The sequence below is a fragment of the Microbacterium timonense genome (assembly GCF_900292075.1).
In the GTDB taxonomy this organism is placed as follows: Bacteria; Actinomycetota; Actinomycetes; order Actinomycetales; family Microbacteriaceae; genus Microbacterium; species Microbacterium timonense.
In genome coordinates this window covers 632,105-654,523 of sequence record NZ_OLMV01000001.1, presented here as the reverse complement: position 1 = coordinate 654,523, position 22,419 = coordinate 632,105, and the positions used below count along the sequence as shown (strand labels likewise).

Genomic DNA, 22,419 nt, shown 5'->3' with positions numbered 1-22,419 from the left:
CCGTGCCGCGGTCCAACCGCCGCCGTCCGGATGCCGGCGGTGATGAGTCCTTCGAGCGCCTGCTCGCGGGCTGGAAGCGAGGCGAGGTCAAGCGGGGCGTCGAATGGACGGTGCAGCCCGTCTCGGCGGCACAGGCCCAGAAGCCGTACACGTGCCCGGGATGCGGTGGACAGATCGACATCGGGGTCGCCCACGTCGTGACGTGGCGCGCGGACGGGGTGCTGGGTGATGCCGCCGACCTGGCGGCGCGCCGGCATTGGCATCAGCATTGCTGGAAGGTGGCATGACAGTGGAGATCCGTGGACCGATGCTTCTTCCGGCCCGCCGGGAGGACATCGAGCTGCACACGCTGGACGGCCTGACCCTGGTCGGGGAGCTGGCGCTGCCCGAGGAGCGCGACCCGGTCGCGACGCTGGTCACCCTGCACCCGTTGCCCACCGCCGGCGGCTTCATGGATTCGCACGTTCTCCGCAAGGCCGCCGCGCGGCTTCCCGCGTTGGCTGATCTGGCCGTGCTGCGGTTCAACACCCGCGGAACGACATCGCCCCGAGGCACGAGCCAAGGCTCGTTCGACGGCGGTCGCGCCGAGGCGTTCGACGTCGCGGCGGCCATGGAGTTCGTCCGCGAACGCGGTCTGCCGCGCCCGTGGCTGGTGGGCTGGTCGTTCGGCACCGAACTGGCCCTCAAGTACGGCAGGGATCACGGCATCGAGGGCGCCGTGCTGCTGTCGCCGCCCTTGCACCGCGCGACGGACGCCGAGGTGGCCGCGTGGGCCGGCGGCGAGCGTCGGCTGGTGATCCTCGTCCCCGAGTTCGACGATTACCTGCGACCGGATGCCGCAGCCCGGAGTTTCGCGAGCGTTCCCGAGGCCGTGCTCATTCCGGTGGAGGGCGGCAAGCACCTCTGGGTGGGCGAGAACCAGACCCGTCGCGTGCTGACCGAGATCGTCGCCGCCGTCAATCCGGACGCGCTGCCGCTGCCGGTCGACTGGGACGGGCCAGTCGTCCCCGACGCCTGAGCGAGAGTCCAGACGCGCGGGTCATCTCTCGTTCTGGCGCGGGATGACCACCTGGCGGTAGATGATGAGGATGCTCGCGGCCACCGGGATGGCCACCAGCGCGCCGAGGAGCCCCAAGAGCGAGCCACCGGCCAAGGCCGCGATCACCACGACGGCGCCCGGTACCGACACCGCCCGGCCCATGATGCGCGGCGAGATCACGTACGCCTCGATCTGCATGTAGATCAGGTAGTAGATCGCCGCGATCCACCATGCGTTCGGGTTGCTTCCCAGTCCCGGGATGAGGCAGGTCAGCACGATGATCGTCGAGCCGGTGAGTGTTCCGACGAGCGGGATCAGCGAGAAGAAGAACGCGATCACAGCGAGGACCGCGGGGAACGGAGCTCCGATGATCGACAGGAAGATCGCGCTGAGCACGCCGTTGATCACACCGAGGCTGAGCTGGCCGATGACGTAGTAGCCCACCGAGTCGGTGATCTGCTCTCCGAGATCCATGAACCGCGCCCGCTTGGAGGCCGGCACCAGTTGGTAGACGGCCCGCTTGAGGCTCGGCGTCGACGCCGTGAAATAGATCGTGAGGATGAGCACGATGAACGCGCCGGCGAACCCCGTGATGATCGCACCCATGATCGCGATCAGGCTGCCTCCGACCTCCGATCCGATCGCGCCGACGTCGAGCGACGCGTACCAGTCCTCGACGTAGGTCCACACCTCGTCGACGTTCAGCGCGGGGAAGACCGTGTGCAGCCAGTCCTGGATCGCGCCCACCGGGTCGTCGAAGGCACCTTCCTCTGCGAGGTCCTGGAGCGTCCCGACGAGCTGCCCGATCTGCTGCACGATGATCGGCACGATCATGAGGATGATCCCCGCGAAGGCGGCGAGGACGCCCAGGATGGTGATGAGCACTGCGGCCCAGCGCGGCAGCTTGCGACGCTCGAGCCACCCGACGATCGGATCCAGTCCCAGCGAGAGGAACAGTGCCGTCCCGACGTACAGCAGGATCGTCTGCAGGTTCTGGATGCTGCCGATGAGAAGCAGTCCGAGTCCCACGCCCAGAGTGGCCAGCAGGGCGGTGCGGAACGGGCTGTGCAGCTTCATCGAGATCCCCCTCCACCGACGCGGCGTCGATGCGTGTGTCCGCCCAGGATACGCATGCACGACACGCAGGCCCGGCAATGCTCCCTCCCACGCGCCTCACAGGTCGAATTCGCTAGTCTGAAATGTCGAATCGAAGGGCAGCGCTGTGTCGGCGCGCCCGGGAAAGGTGTCGTTCGTGCGTTTCGTGTGGGCCGTGGCAGCCTTCGTGCTCGCCGCCGTGATGATCGGTGCGGGCATCGCCCAGCGGACGATCTTCCAGGGACCCAGGACCGAGACCACCGCGATCTCGGCCGAGGACGACACCCCGTACCTGCTGATCGACGGAGCGGTCCTCAACCAGCTGCCCGGTACGCAGACCCTGCGGGCGCAAGCCCCCGGCGACCTTTTCGCCTCGTATGGCCGCACGGCCGACATGCAGGCGTGGCTCTCCGACAGCTCGTACACGCATGTCACCCTCGGGGATGACGGCGGCTTGGACACCGCTGTCGTGGAGCCCGAGCAGACGGCGGCCGAGGGTGACACCGGTGACGACACCGCCTCGACGGAAGATCCGGCTGCCGGCGGCGCCGATGCTCCGGGAGAGGGCGATGCCGCGGCCGACGGCGATGCCGCCACGGACGACGCGACGGAGGCGACCGCCGGGCGCAGCCCTGTCGGTTCGGACCTCTGGCTCGACGAGTACCAGCAGAAGGACCTGCTGATCGCGCCGCTGCAGCTTCCCGAGGGGATGAGCGTCCTCGTCGCGTCGGACGGCACCGCGCCCGCCCCCAGCAAGGTCACCGTGACGTGGCCGTTGCAGACCTCGACACCGTGGGCGGGTCCGCTCATCGTGGGCGGCGGCATCCTCATGGCGGTCGGCGTGTTCCTCTACATCCTCGGCATCCGTCATGCGCGCCGTAAGCGCGGTCCTCGCCGCAAGGGTCTGCCGCTGCCTGTGACCGAGCCCATCGACATCGCCACGGCCGAGGGTGACAAGGGCGTCATCAGCAGCTCGCGTGCTCGCACGCGGCGCTCCGTGGGAAGCGGGAGGCGCGCGTTCGCCGTGCTGCCCGTCGTCGCGGTGTCCGCGCTGCTGTTCAGCGGTTGCTCGGCGGACGCGTGGCCGCAGCTCGCGCCGACGCCGACGCCGACTCCGACGACGACCGTCGTGGCACCCGAGGGCCAGCAGGCGCCGGCCGTCACGAAGGCGCAGGCCGAGCGGATCCTCACCCGCATCTCGGCCACCGTCGCCGACGCGGATGCGGCGATGGACGGAGACCTCGCCGACACGCGCCTGGAGGGTGCGGCACTGGCCGCCCGCGACACCAACTACAAGCTCCGCGGCGCGATCGCGGACTACCCGGCTCCTGCCCCGATCCTCGCCAAGCCGCTGGAGATCATCCTTCCGCAGGCGTTCGACAGCTGGCCCCGCTCGGTGATCGCCGTCGCCGACGACGAGACGTCGAAGACGTCGAGCATCATGATCATGACCCAGCAGGACGCCTGGGCGGACTACAAGGTCTCCTACATCGGAAGCCTCGAGGCTTCCACTTCGCTGCCGAAGCTGGCCCCCGCCTACATCGGCGCGCCGCAGATCGAACCTGACTCGCCGTTCCTTCTGCTGCCGCCGGACGAGGTCGCCGCCGCCTACTCCGACATCATCAACAAGGGCGAGGAGAGCGAGTTCTACGACCTGTTCGAGTCCGACGGCGATCAGCTGCGCGAGAGCATCGCGGCAGACCGCCAGCGGCGCCTGGACGAGTTCAATCAGACCGGGGCGACCACCGGGAACCTGCAGTTCTCCTCCGCCGCCGGCTCGCAGCCGCCGTTCGCTCTGCAGACGGTCGAGAGTGGCGCCATCGTGGCGGTCAACATCAACGAGCTCGACACCGTCACCCCGACGAACCCGGATGCCGTGATCAAGCTCCTGGACAACCCGACGGTGAAGGCGCTCACGGGAGTCGAGCAGTCGGCGACCGGTTTCGTCACGACCTACAGTGACCAGGTGTTCTTCTACGTTCCCGGCCCCGGATCCAACGAGAAGATCCGTCTTCTCGGCTACTCCTCCGACCTCCTCGACGCGAAGGTGATCTCGTGAGCGATCCCACCCTGGGTGCCGCCGTCCGCGGCGCCGTAGACCTGTCGGCTCTGCGCAACCGGCCGGCTCCTGCCGCGGCGGGTGACGCCGCACCCTCCGGTGACGCCATCGGCGTTGCGTCGCTGGTCATGGATGTCACCGACGAGACGTTCGCGCAGGTGCTGGAGCTGTCCCGTACCGTTCCCGTCGTCGTCGACCTCTGGGCCGAGTGGTGCGGGCCGTGCAAGCAGCTGAGCCCCATCCTCGAGCGCGTGGTCACCGAGCTCGCCGGCCGCCTGGTGCTCGCGAAGGTCGACGTCGACGCCAACCCGCAGCTGTCACAGGCGTTCCGTGCGCAGTCGATCCCCATGGTGGTGGCGCTCGTCGCCGGGCAGCCCGTCCCGCTGTTCACCGGCGCGGTGCCCGAGCAGCAGGTGCGCGAGGTGTTCGCCCAGCTGCTCCAACTGGCCGCTCAGAACGGCGTCACGGGGTCCGTCGCGGTGGATGGAGCATCGGACTCGTCCGCCGGCGACGCGGCCGAGCCGCCGCTGCCTCCCCTGCACGCCGAGGCATTCGAGGCGATCGAAGCCGGCGACTACGCGCGCGCGATCACCGCGTACGAGAAGGCTCTCGCCGAGAACCCCCGGGACGCCGACGCCCGCGCCGGTCTCGGGCAGGTGCGCCTGCTCGACCGCGTGCAGGGACTGGACCTGCAGGAGGCGCGCGCGGCGGCTGCGGCGGCGCCGACGGATGTCACCGCCCAGCTGGCGGTCGCCGACCTCGACATCGCCGGCGGGCACGTGGATGACGCGTTCGGGCGACTGCTCGATCTGTTCGCCCAGTTGCCCTCGGACGAGCGCGCCCCCGTGCGTGAGCGGCTGCTGGAGCTCTTCGCGCTCGTCGGTGACGCCGACCCCCGCGTCGTCTCCGCCCGCGGGCGCCTCGCCTCGCTGCTGTTCTGACGCCGTCCGGCACCTCTGCGACGTGGTGCTCGTCTCCGCAGCGTGGTGGGTGCCGTCGCGAGATGGTGCCCATGCTCAAGAGGTGGTGCTTCATCTCGCGTGATGCCGCACCGCCTGGTGATCAGCCCTGGGTGGGGGAGGGGATGTGAGCCTGCGTCTCGTGCCGCAGCCACAGCACGCCGAGGGGCGGCAGCACGAGGGTCGCTCGTCCGCCGTCGCCGGCGTGGACGACGCCCATGTTCCCCACACCGGAGCCGCCGTATGCCTGCGCATCGGTGTTGAGGATCTCGTGCCACATCCCTCGCTCGGGCAGGTCGAGCTCGAAGGACGAGATGGGCGCGCCCGAGAAGTTCGCGGCGACGACGACGTTGTTCCCGTGCCAGTCCCGTCGGGAGAACGCGATCACGTTCGGGTTCCACCGTGGGCCGCCCAGGCGCGTGAAGGCTGCGGCGTCGCTGTCACGTGCCCACAGCGGCGCGTGCTCGCGATACACGCTGTTGAGCACCGAGACGAACTGCTGCAGCTGTGCGTGCGTCGGCTGGTCCAGGAGCCACCAGTCCAGCGACCGTGACTCCGACCATTCGGAGAGCTGCCCGAACTCCTGCCCCATGAACAGCAGCTGCTTGCCCGGGTGCCCCCACATGTACGCCAGGAACGCGCGCATGTTCGCCAGCTGCTGCCAGTGGTCTCCCGGCATCCTCGAGAAGAGGCTGCCCTTGCCGTGGACCACCTCGTCGTGGCTGATCGGAAGCACGTAGTTCTCGCTGAACGCGTACACGAACGAGAAGGACAGCTCCCCCTCGTGGTGCGATCGGTACAGCGGATCCCGCTTGATGTACTGCAGCGAGTCGTTCATCCAGCCCATGTTCCACTTGAACCCGAAGCCGAGGCCCGCGTGGCTTGTCGGTGCCGTCACGCCGGGGAAGCTGGTGGACTCCTCGGCGATCATCGCGATCCCGGGATACCGCTTGTACGCGGTGGCATTGACTTCCTGGAGGAACCGGATGGCTTCCAGGTTCTCCCGACCGCCGTGGATGTTCGGCGCCCACTCGCCGTCCTTGCGCGAGTAATCGAGGTAGAGCATCGATGCGACGGCATCCACACGGAGGCCGTCGACGTGGAACTCCTCGAACCAGTACAGGGCGTTGGCGACGAGGAAGTTGCGCACCTCGTTGCGCCCGTAGTCGAAGATGAGCGTCCCCCAGTCGCGGTGCTCGCCCCGTCGCGGGTCGGGGTGCTCGTACAGCGGCTCACCGTCGAAGCGCGCGAGGGCGAAGGCATCCTTCGGGAAATGCCCCGGCACCCAGTCCATGATCACGCCGATGCCCGCCTGGTGGAGGCGGTCGATGAGATAGCGCAGGTCATCGGGATGGCCGTAGCGGCTGGTGGGTGCGTAGTAGCCGGTGACCTGGTAGCCCCAGGATCCTCCGAAGGGGTGCTCGGCCAGCGGCAGGAACTCCACGTGCGTGAAGCCCTGCGCGGTCACGTACTCGATGAGCGGATCGGCGGCCTCTCGGTACGACAGGCCCTGGCGCCACGAGCCGAGGTGCAGCTCGTACACCGACATCGGCTGAGACACCGGTGTGGACGCCGAGCGCCGAGCGATCCACGCCGCGTCGCGCCACTTGTACGAGGAGGAGACGACGACGGACGCGGTCGCCGGGGGGACCTCGGCGAACTGCGCCATCGGGTCGGCCTTCATCGCCCACTGGCCGTTGCGGCCGCGGATCTCGAACTTGTACGTGGTCCCCGCTCCGATGCCGGGGATGAACAGCTCCCAGACCCCGCTGGCGCCCATCGAGCGCATCGCGTGACCTCGGCCGTCCCAGCCGTTGAAGTCGCCGACCACGCGGACCGCGCGGGCGTTGGGCGCCCAGACCGCGAAGGCGGTTCCGCGGCTCCCGTCATGCTCGCGCTCGTGCGCGCCGAGGACCCGCCAGAGCTCCTCGTGGCGGCCCTCGCCGATGAGATGCAGATCCAGCTCGCCGATGGTGGGTGTGTGCCGGTAGGGGTCGTCCGCGACGTAGTCCGGCCCCTCGGCGTAGCCGGCCACCAGCTCGTACCGGCCGCGCGCCCCGCCGCGGGTCCCCTCCCAGATGCCCTCGCGGACGTGCTCGAGCGGCACCCGGGTGCCGTCGTCGAACACGGCGGTCACGCTGCGGGCGAGGGGCCGGCGGGCCCGCACCGTCCACGTCGGCGTGCCTTCGTCGTCGGTGTCGGGGTGGATGCCCAGCACGGCGTGCGGATCGTGGTGCGTACCGGCCGCGACGGCATCGAGGAGCTGGTCGGAGAGCATCATCGGGGCTCCTTCACGTGCAGGATGTGGACCGGTTCGGTGAAGGCGTCGAGCATCACGAAGTTGTGATCGGACCACGTCCACCGCGATCCGGTGATGAGGTCCTCCACCTCGTACGGGGAGCCGGGCGCCACACCCCACACCCGCGTGTCGAGGTGGACCATCGTCTGGCGGACGGAGTGCGGGTCGGTGTTGACCACCACGATGATGGTGTCGCTCGCGCCGTCGGAGGACAGAGCCGCGTCGAGGTGCTTCACGTACACCAGGATCGCGTCGTCGTCGCTCCAGTGGACGGTGAGGTTGCGCAGCTGGCGCAGCGCGGGATGGGCGCGGCGGATCTCGTTGAGGCGCGTGAGGAAGGGCGCGAGGGACTCGCCGCGCTCTTCGGCGCCCGCCCAGTCCCGCAGCTTGTACTCGTACTTCTCGTTGTCGATGTTCTCTTCCGAGCCGGGACGCGCGACGTTCTCGTAGAGCTCGTATCCTGCGTACACGCCGTAGGTGGGCGCCGCGGTCGCTGCGATGGCGGCGCGGATGCGGTAGGCCGGCCGGCCCCCGAACTGCAGGTACTCGGTCAGGATGTCGGGCGTGTTGACGAACAGGTTGGGCCGCAGGAACGCATCTGTCTCGTGGGCGAGGCCCGAGAGGAACTCCTCGAGCTCCGGCTTGGTGTTGCGCCACGTGAAGTAGGTGTAGCTCTGCTGGAACCCCGCTGCGGCGAGGCTCTGCAGGGGAGCGGGCCGGGTGAAGGCCTCGGCGAGGAAGACGACGTCGGGGTCCTCGGCCGTCACAGCGGCGATCAGCCATTCCCAGAACTGCAGGGGCTTGGTGTGCGGGTTGTCCACGCGGAAGATCCGCACTCCCTGCGCGATCCAGTGGCGCACGATGCGCAGCACCTCGGCGCGGATCCCAGCCGGATCATTGTCGAAGTTGACGGGGTAGATGTCCTGATACTTCTTCGGCGGGTTCTCGGCGTAGGCGATCGTGCCGTCGGGCAGCGTCGTGAACCACTCGGGGTGCTCAGCGACCCAGGGGTGGTCCGGCGCCGCCTGCAGCGCCAGGTCGAGCGCGACTTCGAGCCCTTCGGCGCGGGCTGCGCGCACGAACGAGCGGAAATCAGCGAGCGTGCCGAGGTCGGGGTGCACGGCATCGTGGCCGCCGGCCGCCGAGCCGATGGCCCACGGCGATCCGGGATCGCCGGGACCGGCCTCCAGAGTGTTGTTCGGTCCCTTGCGGTTGCGTGTGCCGATGGGGTGGATGGGCGGCAGGTACACCACGTCGAAGCCCATGGCTGCGACGGCAGGCAGACGCTTGGCGGCGGTGCGGAACGTGCCGCTCTTGATCGTCCCGTCCTTCAGACGTCGCGCCCCCTCCGAGCGCGGGAAGAACTCGTACCAGGCGCCGACCCCCGCGCGTTCGCGCTCCACCAGCAGTTCGAGGTCGTCGCCGAGTGTGACCAGCGACATGACCGGGCGATCCCGGAAGTACGCCGCGATGGCCGGGTCCTCGACGACGGCCAGCGCGGCCGTCTGGTCGACCCCCGGATCGCGAAGGGATGCCGCGGCGGTCGTCAGCGCCGCGCGCTCGGCGGCGGGGCGGCCCTTCTCCCGGGCGGCGCGCTCGAACAGCTGCGCTCCCATCTCCCGCATGAGCGGGGCATCCACCCCCGCGGCGATCTTGAGCGAGGCGGCGTGCTCCCACGTGGCGAAGTCGTCACCGAACGACTCGAAGCGGAACCGCCAGACGCCCTGCTCGAGGAGGGCCACCGTCGTCTGCCAGCGGTCGAACCCGTCCTCGAGCGCCTCGAGGCGGTGCAGAGACTCGTCGCCCGAGGGTGAGAAGAGGCGCAGGTGCACGCCGATCCGGTCGTGACCCTCGCGGAAGGCGGTGACCCGGAACGGGACCGCCTCGCCCTGGAACGCTTTCGGGCGGTAATCGCCCCATGGAACCGACGGTGCGGGCTGGGCGAGCGGGAGCCGCCGCGCCCGGGTGTCGCGATCGGCCTGCCAGGCATCGGCGCTGCGGACAGGGAGAGCCGAGGCGCTCCGCCACGGGCGGGAGCGCGCGGAGCGCGTCGTCGTGACCACGTCTCGAACCTACCGTCACGCCGGTGCCGGCGACAGCGCGGCGACGGGCGCGGCGGATATCGGCCCGGCTATTCGGCGCGGAAGAGCCTCATGGACGTAGCCGTCATGGGCACGACATCGCCCGGCCTCCAGTGAGTCACCCGCTCGCTCGGGGCTTCGTCGGCGCTGGACCACAGCTCGGCGTACCGGCTGACGCCATCGACCTCCGGAAGCGTGACGGCGGCGTCGCGCTCGGTGCCGTGGACGATGAGCAGGATGCGGTTGAAGTCCTCGAACTCGGGAGTCGAGGCCGCGACGTACTGCAGCGTGCGGTGCGAGGCATCGGTCCAGCGGTCGAGCGACATGGTCTCGCCGTGCTCGTCGTACCACTCCATGACCGATGCGGAAGGGGTGTGCTCGCCCAGTCGTGCGAACCTGCTCGGACGCAGGGCCGGGTTCTCTCGGCGGAGCCTCAGCAGGTGGCGCACGTGCGCGTACAACTCGCGTTGCCATGGCGCGTGCTGCCACGACAGCCACGTCAGCACCGAGTCATGGCAGTAGGCGTTGTTGTTTCCCCGCTGGGTACGGGCGAACTCGTCGCCCGCCGTGATCATCGGCACTCCCGCCGAGAGCAGAAGCGTGCCCATCAGGTTCCGCATCGCCCGGCGCCGGGTGGCGAGGATCGCCTCGTCGTCTGTCGGTCCCTCGGCGCCATGGTTGAACGAGCGGTTGGTGTCGGCACCGTCGCGGTTGTGCTCGCCGTTGTCGAGGTTGTGCTTGACGTCGTACGAGACCAGATCGCGCAGGGTGAATCCATCGTGCGCGGTGATGAAGTTCACGCTCGCCAGCGGCCCGCGATCGTCCGAGAACGTGTTCGCAGAACCGGCGAGCCGCGTGGCGAAGCCGCCGATGCCGACAGGAGAGGTCGACGCCCGGCGGGCGTAGTCGACGTCGCTGAGCCAGAAGTTGCGGACCCGGTCGCGGTATCGGTCGTTCCACTCGCTCCAGCCCGGCCCGAAGTTGCCGGTCTGCCAGCCGCCCATGCCCACGTCCCACGGCTCCGCGATCTTCTTGACCCCTTGCAGGGCCGGGTCGTCGAGGATCGTCCGCAGAAGGGGGTGGTCCGGCGTGAACGTGTGGGCGGCGTCGCGTCCGAGGGTCGTGGCGAGGTCGAAGCGGAAACCGTCGATCTGCACCTCGTTCGCCCAGTACCGCAGGGAGTCCAGAACCAGCCGCGCCGCGGCATCCGTCGATGTGTTCAGGGAGTTCCCGCAGCCGGTGACGTCGATGTACGCGCCGTCGTCCTGCTGCCGGTAGTACGCGCGGTTGTCGATGCCGCGCAGACTCGATCTCGGTCCGCCGATGCCTTCTTCGGATGTGTGGTTGTAGACGACGTCGAGGATCACCTCGAGCCCGGCCTCGTGGAGCAGCCTCACCATGCCCTTGAACTCGCGGAGCACCGCCTCCGGACCCTGGCGGCGCGCCTCTTCCGTCGCGTACGGCGCGTGCGGGGAGAAGAAGTTCAGCGAGTTGTAGCCCCAGTAGTTGGTGAGCCCGTGCTGGAGCAGTCGCGGCTCGGTGGTGAACGCGTGCACCGGGAGCAGCTGGATGCTGGTGACGCCGAGGTCGAGGAAATGCTCGACCATCGCCGGATGCGCGAGCCCCGCGTACGTGCCCCGCAGCGCCCCGGGCACGTCGGGATGCCGCTTGGACAGACCCTTCAGATGCCCCTCGTAGATGACCGTGCGATCCAGCGGCACCCCCGGCTTGCCGACCCCGCCCCAATCGAACGAGCCCTCCACGACGACCGAGCGCCAGCCGTCGTACCCGGTCCGCACCAGGCCGCGCGTGTACGGCTCGATGAGCAGCGTCCCCCGGTTGAACGTGTTGCCGGGCCCCGGCGGACCGTCCACGCGCACCGCATAGCGCACCCCGGGGCGCAGCAGCGGCGTCGTGGTCTCCCACACGCCGCCGCCGACCGGAGTGAGCGGCTCCGCGGCGGTGATCCAGTCCAGGTCCGAGTCGTCGAAGATGACGAGGTCGACGGCGTCGGCACCGCCCGACCAGACGCGCAGGCGGCCGCCCTCCGGCAGCAGCACGACACCGAGCCCGTCGAGGTCGGCGCTCAGCAGACCCTCTGAGGGTGGCGACATGACGGACTCGGGGCTGACCATGCGGACTACGATAACCATGGTCGGAGTCGGCGATGTTACGGGACCGGGTCCCATGGTGGACGGGACTCAGGCGCAGCCCGTGTCGCCCGAGCCGCCGTGTGAGCGCGAAGGAGAGCGCGTGCCGATCTACCTCGACCATGCCGCGACGGCGCCGTTGCGCGCGGAGGCGCGCGAAGCGTGGCTGGAAGCGGCTGCCGCCGTCGGCAACGCCTCGTCGATCCACGGCGCCGGGCAGCAGGCCCGCCGCTCGCTGGAGGAGGCCCGCGAGCGACTGGCGGCGGTGCTGGACGCGGATCCCATCGAGGTGGTGTTCACCTCGGGAGGCACGGAATCGGTGAATCTCGCCGTCAAGGGCCTCTGGTGGAGCCGTCAGCCGGATGCCGCGGCGGTGGTGCTGCCCGACGGCGAGCACCACGCCACGCTCGACGCCGTGGAGTGGCTCGAAGCACAGGGGGCGCCGGTGCACCGGGTGGCGCTCGACCGGGTCGGCCGCATCCGCGGCGACGCGTTCGTCAGGGCGTTGGCCGGCGCGGCCCTGGCGACCGCACTGGTCGCGAACAACGAGATCGGCACGGTCAACGACTCCGCCGCCCTGTCGTCGGCAGCCGCGGACGCCGGTGTGCCGCTTCACCTGGATGCCGTGGCTGCGTTCGGCCACGTGCCGGTGTCGTTCCGGCGGTGGCGCGGGACGGCGCGGGGACGAGCGGGCCTGGTGGCCATGAGCGTGTCTGCGCACAAGATCGGGGGACCGACCGGCGTCGGTGCTCTCGTGGTGTCCCGCACGGCGGAGCTCTCGGCGCTGCTGCACGGCGGAGGCCAGCAGCGCCGGTTGCGCGCCGGCACCCAGGACGTTCCCGGTGCTGTCGCCTTCGCGGTCGCCGCCGAGCTCGCGGAGGCCGAGCGTGCCGCCGAGTCCGTCCGGCTCGCCGGGTTGCGCGACCGATTGGTTCGGGGCATCCGGCAAGCGATCCCCGAGGCCGAGCTGCTCGGAGACCCGGTGGACCGCGTGCCGGGAAACGCGCACGTCCTCTTTCCCGGCGCGTCGGGAGAGACACTGCTGTTCCTGCTCGACCAGGCCGGGATCGCCGTATCGACGGGCTCGGCCTGCCAGGCGGGCGTGCCCGAGCCCTCGCATGTCGTGCTCGCCCTCGGGCGAACGGATGCCGAGGCGCGCCAGGTGCTGCGCTTCACACTCGGCCGCACCACCACGGAGTCCGACGTCGACGCCGCCCTCGCCGCGCTGCCCGACGCCGTCAGCCGCGCTCGTGCGGCCTCCGGGCGCTGACCGCCGGCGGCACGAACTCCTCAGAATGGCGCGCCTTCGGGCGCCGGATGAGGCTGGGGTCTGGGTTCTCGCGGAACTTGAGGAGTTTGTGCTTCGAGGCCCGGTGGCAGGGGTCGTGCCCGACGGCATCGGCATCTGCGGCGCGTCCGGTCCGTCGTCGCTGTCTCTGGGCGCACAAACTCCTCAACTTGGGCCCGACCGGCGCCGGACGGAGCTCAGGTCCGCGGATCGGCCTGAAACCTGAGGAGTTCGTGCACCGGCTAAGTCCGCCGAGACGAGAGCGGCGCATCCGGGACCCTGCCAGCCGGGCGTTCGTAGACTGGGGGGATGCGGATACTTGCGGCCATGAGCGGGGGAGTGGACTCCGCCGTCGCCGCCGCACGTGCGGTCGAGGCGGGCCACGACGTCGTCGGCGTGCACCTCGCGCTCTCTCGCGCGGGCGGCACCCTGCGGGCCGGCAGCCGCGGCTGCTGCACCATCGAGGACGCGATGGACGCGCGGCGGGCGGCGGACCGGCTGGGAATCCCGTTCTACGTGTGGGACTTCTCGGAGCGTTTCCGCGACGACGTCATCGATGACTTCGTGGCCGAGTACCGGGCGGGGCGCACGCCCAACCCGTGCATGAGGTGCAACGAGAAGATCAAGTTCGCGGCCCTGCTCGAGCGCGCCCTGGAGCTGGGCTTCGACGCGGTCTGCACCGGGCACTACGCGACGCTCGTCGACGGTCCGAACGGGCGAGAACTGCACCGCGCATCGGACGAGGCCAAGGACCAGTCCTATGTGCTGGGCGTGCTGACCGCCGAGCAGCTTGCGCACACCTACTTCCCGCTCGGGAGCACACCCTCGAAGGCCATCGTGCGGGCTGAGGCGGAGGAGCGGGGCCTGACAGTCGCGCACAAGCCCGACAGCCACGACATCTGCTTCATCCCGGACGGCGACACCCGCGGCTGGCTGGCCGAGAAGGTCGGTGCGGAGCGGGGTGACATCGTCGATCGAACCGGAGCCGTCGTCGGCGCGCACGACGGGGCGCACGCGTTCACCGTCGGACAACGCCGCGGGCTCCAGCTCGGCCGGCCGGCCCCGGACGGCAAGCCGCGCTTCGTCCTCGAGGTGCGACCGGTCACCAACACGGTGGTGGTCGGCCCGAAGGAGGCGCTCGCGACCGCGGAGATCGCCGGGGAGCGCTATTCGTGGGCTGGTCGAGCGCAGCCGCCGGGCGAGTTCGAGTGCCACGTGCAGATCCGTGCGCATGCCGATCCGGTGCCGGCCACGGCCACGCTGGATGACGGAGTGCTCACCGTGGTGCCCGAGACGCCGTTCGACGGCGTGGCGCCTGGTCAGACCGCCGTCTTGTACGACGGCACCCGGGTGATCGGCCAGTTCACGATCGACCGCACGGTGTCGGCCGTACCCGTCATCGCGTAGCGCCGCGGAGGGATCCGCGGCTGCGGCGCAAGCCCGGTGCGCTGTCGGGGGCCGCTCCTAGACTGGCGGGGTGACGGATGACGAACGCGGCGGCCCTGTCGGCACGCACGAAGCCCTTCCCGCCGACCCCGGTCTGGACGCGTCGCGGGAGGAAGCCGCTCAGCTGACCGAGCGCATCCTGGGGGCGCGCGACGCGTACTACGGGCGCAACGCCGAGATCGTCGATGACGCCACCTACGACGCGTGGATGCGCCGGCTCGAAGAGCTCGAGCGGCTGCACCCTGAGCTGCAGGGACAGGATTCCCCGACCCAGACAGTAGGCGCTGCCGAGAGCTCCATGTTCGCGCCGGTCGAGCACGCCGAGCGGATGCTGAGTCTTGACAACGTGTTCAGCCTCGACGAGCTGCGCGACTGGTGCGTCAAGACGCAAGCTGCCGCCGGACGGCCGGTCCGCTGGCTCACCGAGCTCAAGATCGACGGCCTCGCCATCAGCCTGCGCTACGAGCGCGGCGTCCTCACGTCGGCGGCTACGCGGGGCGACGGGCGCGTCGGCGAGGACGTCACGATGAACGCGGTGCGTGTGACCGGCATCCCTCAGCGACTGGCGGGCACCGGCCACCCGGAGCTCGTCGAGGTGCGAGGCGAGGTGTACATCCCCGTCGCCGCGTTCGAAAGGCTGAACGCGCTGCAGGCGGACATGCGCGACCGCGTCGTCGCAGACGCCCGCGCCCGTGGCCGCTCCTTCGACGAGACCAAGGCGCGCATCAGTGCCGAGCGGCGGTTCCCGGCGTTCGCGAACCCGCGCAACGCCGCCTCCGGCGGACTGCGCCAGCAGCTCGAGAAGAAGGACGGGTTGGAGCTCGAAGCCGGTCGGGCGCGCCTGGACTCGCTCCGGCTGTTCGTGCACGGCATCGGCGCCTGGAGCCGCCCGCCGGTCGATTCGCAGAGCGAGACGTATGCGCTGCTGGCCGAATGGGGTCTTCCCACGAGTCCGTACTACCGCACCGCCGACGACGTCGATGGTGTGCTCGACTTCGTCGCCCACTACGGCGAGCATCGCCATGACGTCGAGCACGAGATCGACGGCGTGGTCGTCAAGGTCGACGAGCTCGCCCTTCACGACGAACTCGGCGCGACCAGTCGTGCGCCGCGCTGGGCCATCGCGTACAAGTACCCGCCCGAGCAGGTCAACACGAAGCTGCTCGACATCGTCGTGTCCGTCGGGCGCACCGGCCGCGCCACGCCGTTCGCCGTGATGGCCCCGGCCCGTGTCGCGGGATCGGTGGTCCGCCAGGCGACGTTGCACAATCAGGACGTCGTGCGCGCCAAGGGCGTGCTGATCGGCGACACCGTGGTCCTGCGCAAAGCGGGTGACGTGATCCCCGAGGTCCTCGGTCCGGTCGTCGAGCTGCGCGACGGCAGTGAACGCGAATTCGTGATGCCGGCGAACTGCCCCGAATGCGGCTCTCCGCTCGCGCCCGCGAAAGAGGGGGACATCGACCTGAGATGTCCGAACACGCGAGCCTGCCCGGCGCAGGTGCGCGGGCGCGTGGAACACATCGGCTCGCGCGGCGCCCTCGACATCGAGGCGCTGGGCGAGGTGACCGCCGCCGCGCTGACCCAGCCGTCAGTTCCCGCGGTGCCTCCGCTCGAGACCGAGGCGGGGTTGTTCGAGCTCACCGTCGAGCAGCTGGTGCCCATCGAGGTGGTGGTGCGCGATGCCGAGACCGGCGAGCCGCGCGTCGACGAGAAGACCGGCGAGGCGGTGCGCCGCGCGCCGTTCCGCCGCAATCCCACGGCGGCCGAGAAGAAGACGGGAATCACCGAGCCTCAGCCCTCGGCGCAGGCCCTGACGCTCATCGACCAGCTCGAGCGTGCGAAGACCAAGGAGCTGTGGCGTTTCCTCGTCGCCCTCAACATCCGCCACGTCGGCCCGGTCGCCGCCCGGGCGTTGGCGCAGTGGTTCGGCTCGGTGGACGCCATCCGGACGGCGTCACGCGATGAGCTGGCCGGCGTCGAGGGAGTCGGCGGCATCATCGCCGATTCGCTCCGCGACTGGTTCCAGGTCGACTGGCACCGCGAGATCGTTGAGCGCTGGGCCGCCGCCGGTGCGCAACTGGCCACGCCGGGTCACCCCGGACCAGGAGCGGCCTCGACCGAGGGAGGGGTGCTGGACGGGCTCACCGTCGTCGCCACCGGCTCGCTCGAGGGGTACACGCGCGAGGGAGCGCAGGAGGCGATCATCAAGGCCGGCGGCAAAGCCGCCTCCAGCGTCTCGAAGAAGACGGACTTCGTGGCCGCCGGCCCCGGCGCGGGATCGAAGCTCTCGAAGGCCGAAGAGCTCGGAATCCGCATCCTCGACGCCGCACAGTTCCACATCCTCGTCACCGAGGGTCCGTCCGCCCTGGACGCGCTCGCCCCCGACGCCGGGTGACGACGACGAGGCAACGGACGGACGGGTGGGCCCCGGCTCAGCGCACGCGAAGGTTCGATCGGCGCGCACGCGGCCGCATCCGGCTGCGTACACGCCGGCCTCGCGGCAGACGAGGAGGGACTGCGATGATGTCGGCATGGCGCAGTGGCTGTACCGCATCGTTCCCTCCCGGCCGGCGATGGTCACGGACCCGACGCCCGAAGAGGGCCGGATCGTGGGGGACCACTTCCAGTACCTCGTCGACCTGCGCGATCGGGGCGTGCTGATCCTCGCCGGACGCACGCAGGATGCCGGCGACACGTTCGGCATCACGATCTTCGAGGCCGATGATGAGGCGTCGGCGCGCGGCGTGATGGAAGCAGATCCGGGTGTGGCGGGCGGGGTCTTCCTCGCGACGCTGCACCCGTACCGGATCGCTGTCGCCCGCGAGGCCCTGGAGGAGTGAGGCTCAGCCGCCGGCGTTGAGCGCGAGCAACCGCTCCCGCACCTGCCGACGGAGCACCTTCCCGATCAGCGAGGTGGGCAGCTCGTCGACGACGTAGATCCGGCGGGGCACCTTGTACGCGGTGAGGATGCCGCGGGCGAACTCGCGCACCGCCTCGACGTCGACGTCTTCGCCGGGCTTCGCGACGATGGCGGCGACGACCTCCTCCCCGGAGTGGTCGCTGGGAAGTCCCACGACGGCGGCGTCCTCCACGTGGGGGTGCTGCCGCAGCGCGTTCTCGACCTCCGTCGGCGCGACGTTGAATCCGCCGGTGATGATGAGCTCCTTGATCCGGTCCACGATCCGCACGAATCCGGCGGGATCGATCGTGACGATGTCTCCCGTACGGAACCAGCCCTCGGAGAACACCGCCTCCGTCTCCTCGGGCTTTCCGTAATAGCCGCCGAAGACCTGCGGTCCACGCACCAGCAGTTCGCCCCGCTCGCCGGCGGGCACATCGCGCGTCGGGTCATCGGGGTCCACGACGCGACATTCCGTTCCCGGCAGCGGAAGACCGACCGTGCCGGGGACCCGGTTGTCGGCCACCGGGTTCGCCATCAGCACCGGGGAGCACTCGCTCAGGCCGTATCCCTCGACCAGGTATCCCCCCGAGGCGGCCTCGAACGGCACGACCAGGTCGTGCGGGAGGGCCATGGCGCCGGAGATCGCGACCTCCGTGCCGGCGAGCGACACCCCCTTCTCGCGAGCGGCCTTGAGAAGGCGCTCGGCGATGGGCGGCACGAGCGGGAGGAATGTCGCCGGATGCTTCTTCGTCACCTCGAGGACCATGTCGGGGTCGAAGCGGGGGAAGAGCACCAGGCGCGCGCCCATCGACATCGCGAAGGTCAGGCAGAGCGTGAGGCCGTAGGCGTGGAACATCGGCAGCACCGCGTACACCACACAACCGTCGCCGCGCACGATGGACGGGACCCACGCGCGGGCCTGCGCCGCGTTGGACAGCAGGTTGCGGTGGGTCAGGGCCGCACCCTTCGGTGTGCCCGTCGTCCCGCTCGTGTACTGGATGAGTGCCAGGTCGTCCGTCGCGGGGCGCGGGTGCGAGGCGGGCAGCGGCGCCGATGCGACGACCTGCTCCCACGGCACGGTGCCGGTCACACGCTCGGTGAGAGCCGCACGCGCCGTTCGTGCCTTCGCCACCGGGAGCGAGAGCGCGAGGCGGGTGCGCAGGGGCATCGCCTTGACCACGTCCACCGAGACGATGTTCGGCACAGCGACATCGGGCGGGAAGGCCTGCAGCGTCTTCACGACCTTGCTCCACACGATCGCGTGCGTCACGCCGTGATCCTCGAACTGCTTGCGCAGCTCCCGCGGCGTGTACAGCGGATTGTGCTCGATGACGACCGCTCCCACGCGCAGGATGGCGTAGAAGGCGACGATGTGCTGAGGACAGTTGGGCAGCACGATGGCCACGGGGTCGCCCGCTTTGACGCCCAGCGCCCGCAGCCCCGCTGCCGCCCGCTCGATCTGCTCGTGCAGGGAGCGGTACGTCGTCTCGCGTCCGAAGAACTGCAGCGCCGCAGCATCCGGATAGTCGCGCGCGGACGCGTCGACGATGTCGACGAGGCATCCGGTCACCGGATCCAGGTCGGCCGGGACCCCCTCGGCATAGCTGGCGATCCAGGGACGCGGCGGGTCGTAGGTCGTCACCGCCTCAGCCTACGCCGGGCGCCCTCGGCCACGCATGCCGCCCCGGTAGGCTGTTCGGGTGTCTGAAATCACCCCCGATCTCGTGCGCCATCTCGGTGTGCTCGCCCGGATCCAGTTGAGCGATGAAGAGGTCGAGCGTCTCACCGGTCAGCTCGATGCGATCGTCGACAACATCGCGAAGGTCTCCGAGGTGGCCACGCCCGACGTTCCCGCCACCAGCCATCCCATCGCCTTGCAGAACGTGTTCCGCTCGGATGTCGCGGCCGACCAGCTGACGCCCGAGCAGGTGCTGCAGAACGCCCCCGACGCCGCCGACGGGCGCTTCCGGGTGACCGCGATCCTCGGTGAAGAGCAGTAGGGGCGCGAGATGACCGATCTGACCCGTCTCACTGCCGCCGACCTGGCGGAGAAGCTGTCCCGTGGCGAGGTGTCGAGCGTCGAGGTGACGCGCGCGCACCTGGAGCGCATCGCCGCGGTGGATGCCGACATCCACGCGTTCCTGCACGTCAACGAGCGCGCGCTGGATGTGGCCGCCGACATCGACCGTCGCCGTGGCGCCGGCGATGACCTCGGCCCCCTCGCAGGCGTCCCCCTCGCGATCAAGGACGTCCTCGTCACGACCGACATGCCGTCCACGAGCGGATCGAAGATCCTCGAGGGCTACCTGTCCCCGTACGACGCGACAGTGGTCGCCCGCTCGCGGGCCGCCGACCTCGTGCCGCTGGGAAAGACCAACATGGACGAGTTCGCGATGGGCTCCTCCACGGAGCACTCGGCCTACGGCCCCACGCGCAACCCGTGGGATCTGGAGCGCATCCCGGGCGGCTCCGGCGGGGGATCGGCGGCGGCTGTGGCCGCCTTCGAAGCGCCGCTCGCACTCGGGTCGGACACCGGAGGCTCCATCCGTCAGCCCGCCCACGTCACGGGCACCGTCGGGATCAAGCCGACCTACGGCGGCGTGAGCCGATACGGCGCCATCGCGCTGGCATCCAGCCTCGACCAGGTCGGTCCCGTGACGCGGACCGTGCTCGACGCCGGCCTCCTGCACGACGTCATCGGCGGGCACGACCCGCACGACTCGACGTCGCTGGCGCACGAATGGCCTTCTTTCGCCGCCGCCGCTCGTGAGGGCGCCACGGGTGAGGTCCTCAAGGGTCTGAAGGTCGGGGTGATCCGTGAGCTGCCCGACAGCGGATTCCAGCCCGGCGTCTCGGCGTCCTTCCGGGCCGCGTTGGCGGCGATGCAGGCGCAGGGCGCCGAGATCGTCGAGATCAGCGCGCCGCACTTCGAGTACGGCGTCGCCGCCTATTACCTGATCCTGCCGGCCGAGGCATCCAGCAACCTCGCCAAGTTCGACTCGGTGCGCTTCGGCCTTCGGGTGAACGTCCCCGGCGGAACCGTGGAGGACGTCATGGCCGCGACCCGCGACGCGGGATTCGGCGACGAGGTCAAGCGCCGGATCATCCTGGGCACGTACGCGCTGTCCGCCGGCTACTACGACGCGTACTACGGGTCCGCACAGAAGGTGCGCACCCTGATCCAGCGCGACTTCGCCGAGGCGTTCGCGCAGGTCGACGTCATCGCGACGCCCTCGGCTCCCACCACCGCGTTCAAGCTGGGGGAGAAGGTCGACGACCCGCTGCAGATGTATCTGAACGACGTGACGACGATTCCCGCGAACCTCGCCGGCGTGCCCGGGATCTCGATCCCGTCCGGACTCGCATCCGAGGACGGGCTGCCGGTGGGAATCCAGTTCCTGGCGCCGGCGTATGAGGACGCCCGGCTGTACCGGGTCGGTGCAGCGGTGGAGCAGCTGCTCGTCGACTCGTGGGGAGGCCCGCTGCTGGACCGTGCTCCCCAGCTGGCGGGGGCGTCCGCCGGTGACGCGAACGGAGGTGCCCGCTGATGGCGAAGGACAAGCTGATGGACTTCGACAAGGCCCTCGAGCTCTTCGAGCCGGTGCTCGGGTTCGAGGTGCACGTCGAGCTCAACACCGAGACCAAGATGTTCTCGGCCGCGGCGAACCCCGCCAACTCGGCCAACCACGGCGCCGCACCGAACACGCTCGTGGCACCGGTCGACATGGGCCTTCCCGGATCGCTTCCGGTGGTCAACGAGACAGCGGTGCGCTACTCGATCAGCCTGGGACTGGCGCTGGGCTGCTCCATCGCGCCGTCCAGCCGGTTCGCCCGGAAGAACTACTTCTACCCCGACCTCGGCAAGAACTACCAGATCTCGCAGTACGACGAGCCGATCGCGTTCGACGGCCAGGTCGAGATAGAGCTCGCCGACGGCACCATCGTCCAGGTGCCGATCGAGCGGGCGCACATGGAGGAGGATGCCGGGAAGCTGACCCACGTCGGCGGCTTGACCGGTCGCATCCAGGGCGCCGAGTACTCCCTCGTCGACTACAACCGTGCCGGAGTCCCGCTGGTCGAGATCGTCACGAAGCCGATCTTCGGCGCAGAGCACCGTGCTCCCGAGGTCGCGAAGGCCTACGTGCAGACGATCCGCGACGTCGTCCTCGCCCTGGGCATCTCGGATGCGCGCATGGAACGCGGCAACCTCCGCTGCGACGCCAATGTGTCGCTGCGACCCCGCGGCCAGGAGAAGCTCGGCACCCGCACCGAGACGAAGAACGTCAACTCCATGCGTTCGGTCGAGCGCGCCGTCCGCTACGAGATCCAGCGACAGGCCGCCATCCTCGCCGAGGGCGGCACGATCACGCAGGAGACCCGGCACTGGCACGAGGACACCGGCACGACATCACCGGGCCGGCCCAAGTCGGACGCCGACGACTACCGGTACTTCCCCGAGCCGGACCTTCTGCCGGTCGTGCCGACACCGGAGCTCATCGAGCAGCTGCGCGCGGCGCTGCCGGAACCGCCCGTTGCCCGTCGGCGCCGCCTGAAGGCGGAGTGGGGATTCCCCGACATCGAGTTCCAGAGCGTCGTCAACAGCGGCGTGGTAGCCGAGGTCGAGGCGACCATCGCCGCCGGAGCCTCGCCGGCGGCGGCCCGCAAGTGGTGGACGGGCGAGATCGCCCGCATCGCCAACGCCGAGGGCCGTGAAGCCTCGGACCTCGTCACACCCTCGGACGTGGCGGCGCTGCAGGCTCTGGTGGACGGAGGCACCCTGACCGACAAACTGGCTCGGCAGGTGCTCGAGGGCGTCATCGCCGGCGAGGGCACTCCGCAGGAGGTCGTGGACGCGCGGGGCCTCGCCGTCGTCTCGGATGACGGCGCGCTCATCGCCGCGATCGACGAAGCCCTGAACGCGCAGCCGGACGTGCTGCAGAAGATCCGCGACGGCAAAGTGCAAGCGGCGGGCGCTGTGATCGGCGCGGTCATGAAGTCCATGAAGGGCCAGGCCGACGCGGCGCGTGTCCGCGAGCTCATCCTGGAGCGCGCGGCGGCGACGAACGACTGACGACCGGCGGCTGATTCGCCGTCTGAGTTG

General features: G+C 70.0%; 16 protein-coding genes. 11 read left to right on the top strand and 5 right to left on the bottom strand.

The annotated features are described in order from the left end of the window. The first annotated feature begins 2 nt into the window (after positions 1–2). Together C9992_RS03155 and C9992_RS03150 are read left to right on the top strand one after the other, a co-directional pair. Positions 3–287, top strand: a complete 285-nt coding sequence (locus C9992_RS03155; protein WP_106814112.1) for a hypothetical protein — start codon at positions 3–5, stop codon at positions 285–287. Then, the gene (locus tag C9992_RS03150; RefSeq protein ID WP_200826209.1) at positions 284–1,018 is read left to right on the top strand and encodes an alpha/beta hydrolase; all 735 of its coding nucleotides are present in this window, start codon (positions 284–286) and stop codon (positions 1,016–1,018) included. Before C9992_RS03155 ends, C9992_RS03150 begins: the two co-directional genes overlap by 4 nt. Before the next feature lie 21 nt (positions 1,019–1,039). On the opposite strand, the gene C9992_RS03145 is transcribed toward C9992_RS03150, so the two are convergent. Further along, positions 1,040–2,116, bottom strand: coding sequence for an AI-2E family transporter (locus C9992_RS03145; RefSeq protein ID WP_106814110.1), 1,077 nt, complete (start codon positions 2,114–2,116; stop codon positions 1,040–1,042). Between the two features lie 175 nt (positions 2,117–2,291). Between C9992_RS03145 and C9992_RS03140 the strand changes: the two genes are divergently transcribed. Both C9992_RS03140 and C9992_RS03135 read left to right on the top strand, forming a co-directional pair. Continuing rightward, complete coding sequence (locus C9992_RS03140; protein ID WP_106814608.1) at positions 2,292–4,193, top strand: glycosyl transferase; 1,902 nt, start codon at positions 2,292–2,294, stop codon at positions 4,191–4,193. Then, the gene (locus C9992_RS03135; protein ID WP_106814109.1) at positions 4,190–5,134 is read left to right on the top strand and encodes a tetratricopeptide repeat protein; all 945 of its coding nucleotides are present in this window, start codon (positions 4,190–4,192) and stop codon (positions 5,132–5,134) included. Before C9992_RS03140 ends, C9992_RS03135 begins: the two co-directional genes overlap by 4 nt. A 121-nt stretch (positions 5,135–5,255) precedes the next feature. Here C9992_RS03135 and glgB read toward each other — a convergent pair whose 3' ends face one another. The 3 genes from glgB to glgX all read right to left on the bottom strand — a co-directional run bounded on the left by glgB (position 5,256) and on the right by glgX (position 11,667). Further along, positions 5,256–7,433, bottom strand: coding sequence for a 1,4-alpha-glucan branching protein GlgB (gene glgB, locus C9992_RS03130; RefSeq protein WP_106814108.1), 2,178 nt, complete (start codon positions 7,431–7,433; stop codon positions 5,256–5,258). Continuing rightward, entirely contained in the window at positions 7,430–9,514 is a 2,085-nt protein-coding gene (locus C9992_RS03125; protein ID WP_106814107.1) for a maltotransferase domain-containing protein, read from the bottom strand. Before C9992_RS03125 ends, glgB begins: the two co-directional genes overlap by 4 nt. Before the next feature lie 68 nt (positions 9,515–9,582). Continuing rightward, the gene (gene glgX / locus C9992_RS03120) at positions 9,583–11,667 is read right to left on the bottom strand and encodes a glycogen debranching protein GlgX (RefSeq protein ID WP_106814106.1); all 2,085 of its coding nucleotides are present in this window, start codon (positions 11,665–11,667) and stop codon (positions 9,583–9,585) included. A 118-nt stretch (positions 11,668–11,785) separates the two neighbouring features. On the opposite strand from glgX, the gene C9992_RS03115 reads away from it, so the two are divergent. The 4 genes from C9992_RS03115 (at position 11,786) to C9992_RS03100 (ending at position 17,256) form a co-directional block, all read left to right on the top strand. Further along, entirely contained in the window at positions 11,786–12,952 is a 1,167-nt protein-coding gene (locus tag C9992_RS03115) for a cysteine desulfurase family protein (RefSeq protein WP_106814105.1), read from the top strand. 327 nt (positions 12,953–13,279) lie between these two features. Then, positions 13,280–14,377 carry a tRNA 2-thiouridine(34) synthase MnmA gene (mnmA, locus tag C9992_RS03110; RefSeq protein ID WP_106814104.1) on the top strand — a complete coding sequence of 366 codons (1,098 nt, stop codon included), beginning with the start codon at positions 13,280–13,282 and terminating at the stop codon, positions 14,375–14,377. 247 nt (positions 14,378–14,624) lie between these two features. Further along, the gene (gene ligA / locus C9992_RS03105) at positions 14,625–16,811 is read left to right on the top strand and encodes an NAD-dependent DNA ligase LigA (protein ID WP_407662217.1); all 2,187 of its coding nucleotides are present in this window, start codon (positions 14,625–14,627) and stop codon (positions 16,809–16,811) included. A 136-nt stretch (positions 16,812–16,947) separates the two neighbouring features. Continuing rightward, positions 16,948–17,256 carry a YciI family protein gene (locus tag C9992_RS03100; RefSeq protein ID WP_106814103.1) on the top strand — a complete coding sequence of 103 codons (309 nt, stop codon included), beginning with the start codon at positions 16,948–16,950 and terminating at the stop codon, positions 17,254–17,256. A gap of 3 nt (positions 17,257–17,259) precedes the next feature. Here C9992_RS03100 and C9992_RS03095 read toward each other — a convergent pair whose 3' ends face one another. Then, entirely contained in the window at positions 17,260–18,960 is a 1,701-nt protein-coding gene (locus tag C9992_RS03095) for a long-chain-fatty-acid--CoA ligase (RefSeq protein ID WP_106814102.1), read from the bottom strand. 58 nt (positions 18,961–19,018) lie between these two features. Between C9992_RS03095 and gatC the strand changes: the two genes are divergently transcribed. Genes gatC through gatB form a run of 3 tightly spaced genes read left to right on the top strand, consistent with a single transcriptional unit; the run spans position 19,019 to position 22,389 of the window. Next, a complete protein-coding gene (gatC, locus tag C9992_RS03090; RefSeq protein WP_106814101.1) occupies positions 19,019–19,318 on the top strand; it encodes an Asp-tRNA(Asn)/Glu-tRNA(Gln) amidotransferase subunit GatC in 300 nt (99 codons plus the stop codon). A gap of 9 nt (positions 19,319–19,327) precedes the next feature. Then, positions 19,328–20,866 (top strand): Asp-tRNA(Asn)/Glu-tRNA(Gln) amidotransferase subunit GatA, encoded by a 1,539-nt coding sequence (gene gatA, locus C9992_RS03085; RefSeq protein WP_106814100.1) that lies wholly within the window; start codon positions 19,328–19,330, stop codon positions 20,864–20,866. Then, complete coding sequence (gene gatB / locus C9992_RS03080; protein ID WP_106814099.1) at positions 20,866–22,389, top strand: Asp-tRNA(Asn)/Glu-tRNA(Gln) amidotransferase subunit GatB; 1,524 nt, start codon at positions 20,866–20,868, stop codon at positions 22,387–22,389. The genes gatA and gatB overlap by 1 nt, the downstream gene beginning before the upstream one ends. Positions 22,390–22,419: the final 30 nt, after the last annotated feature.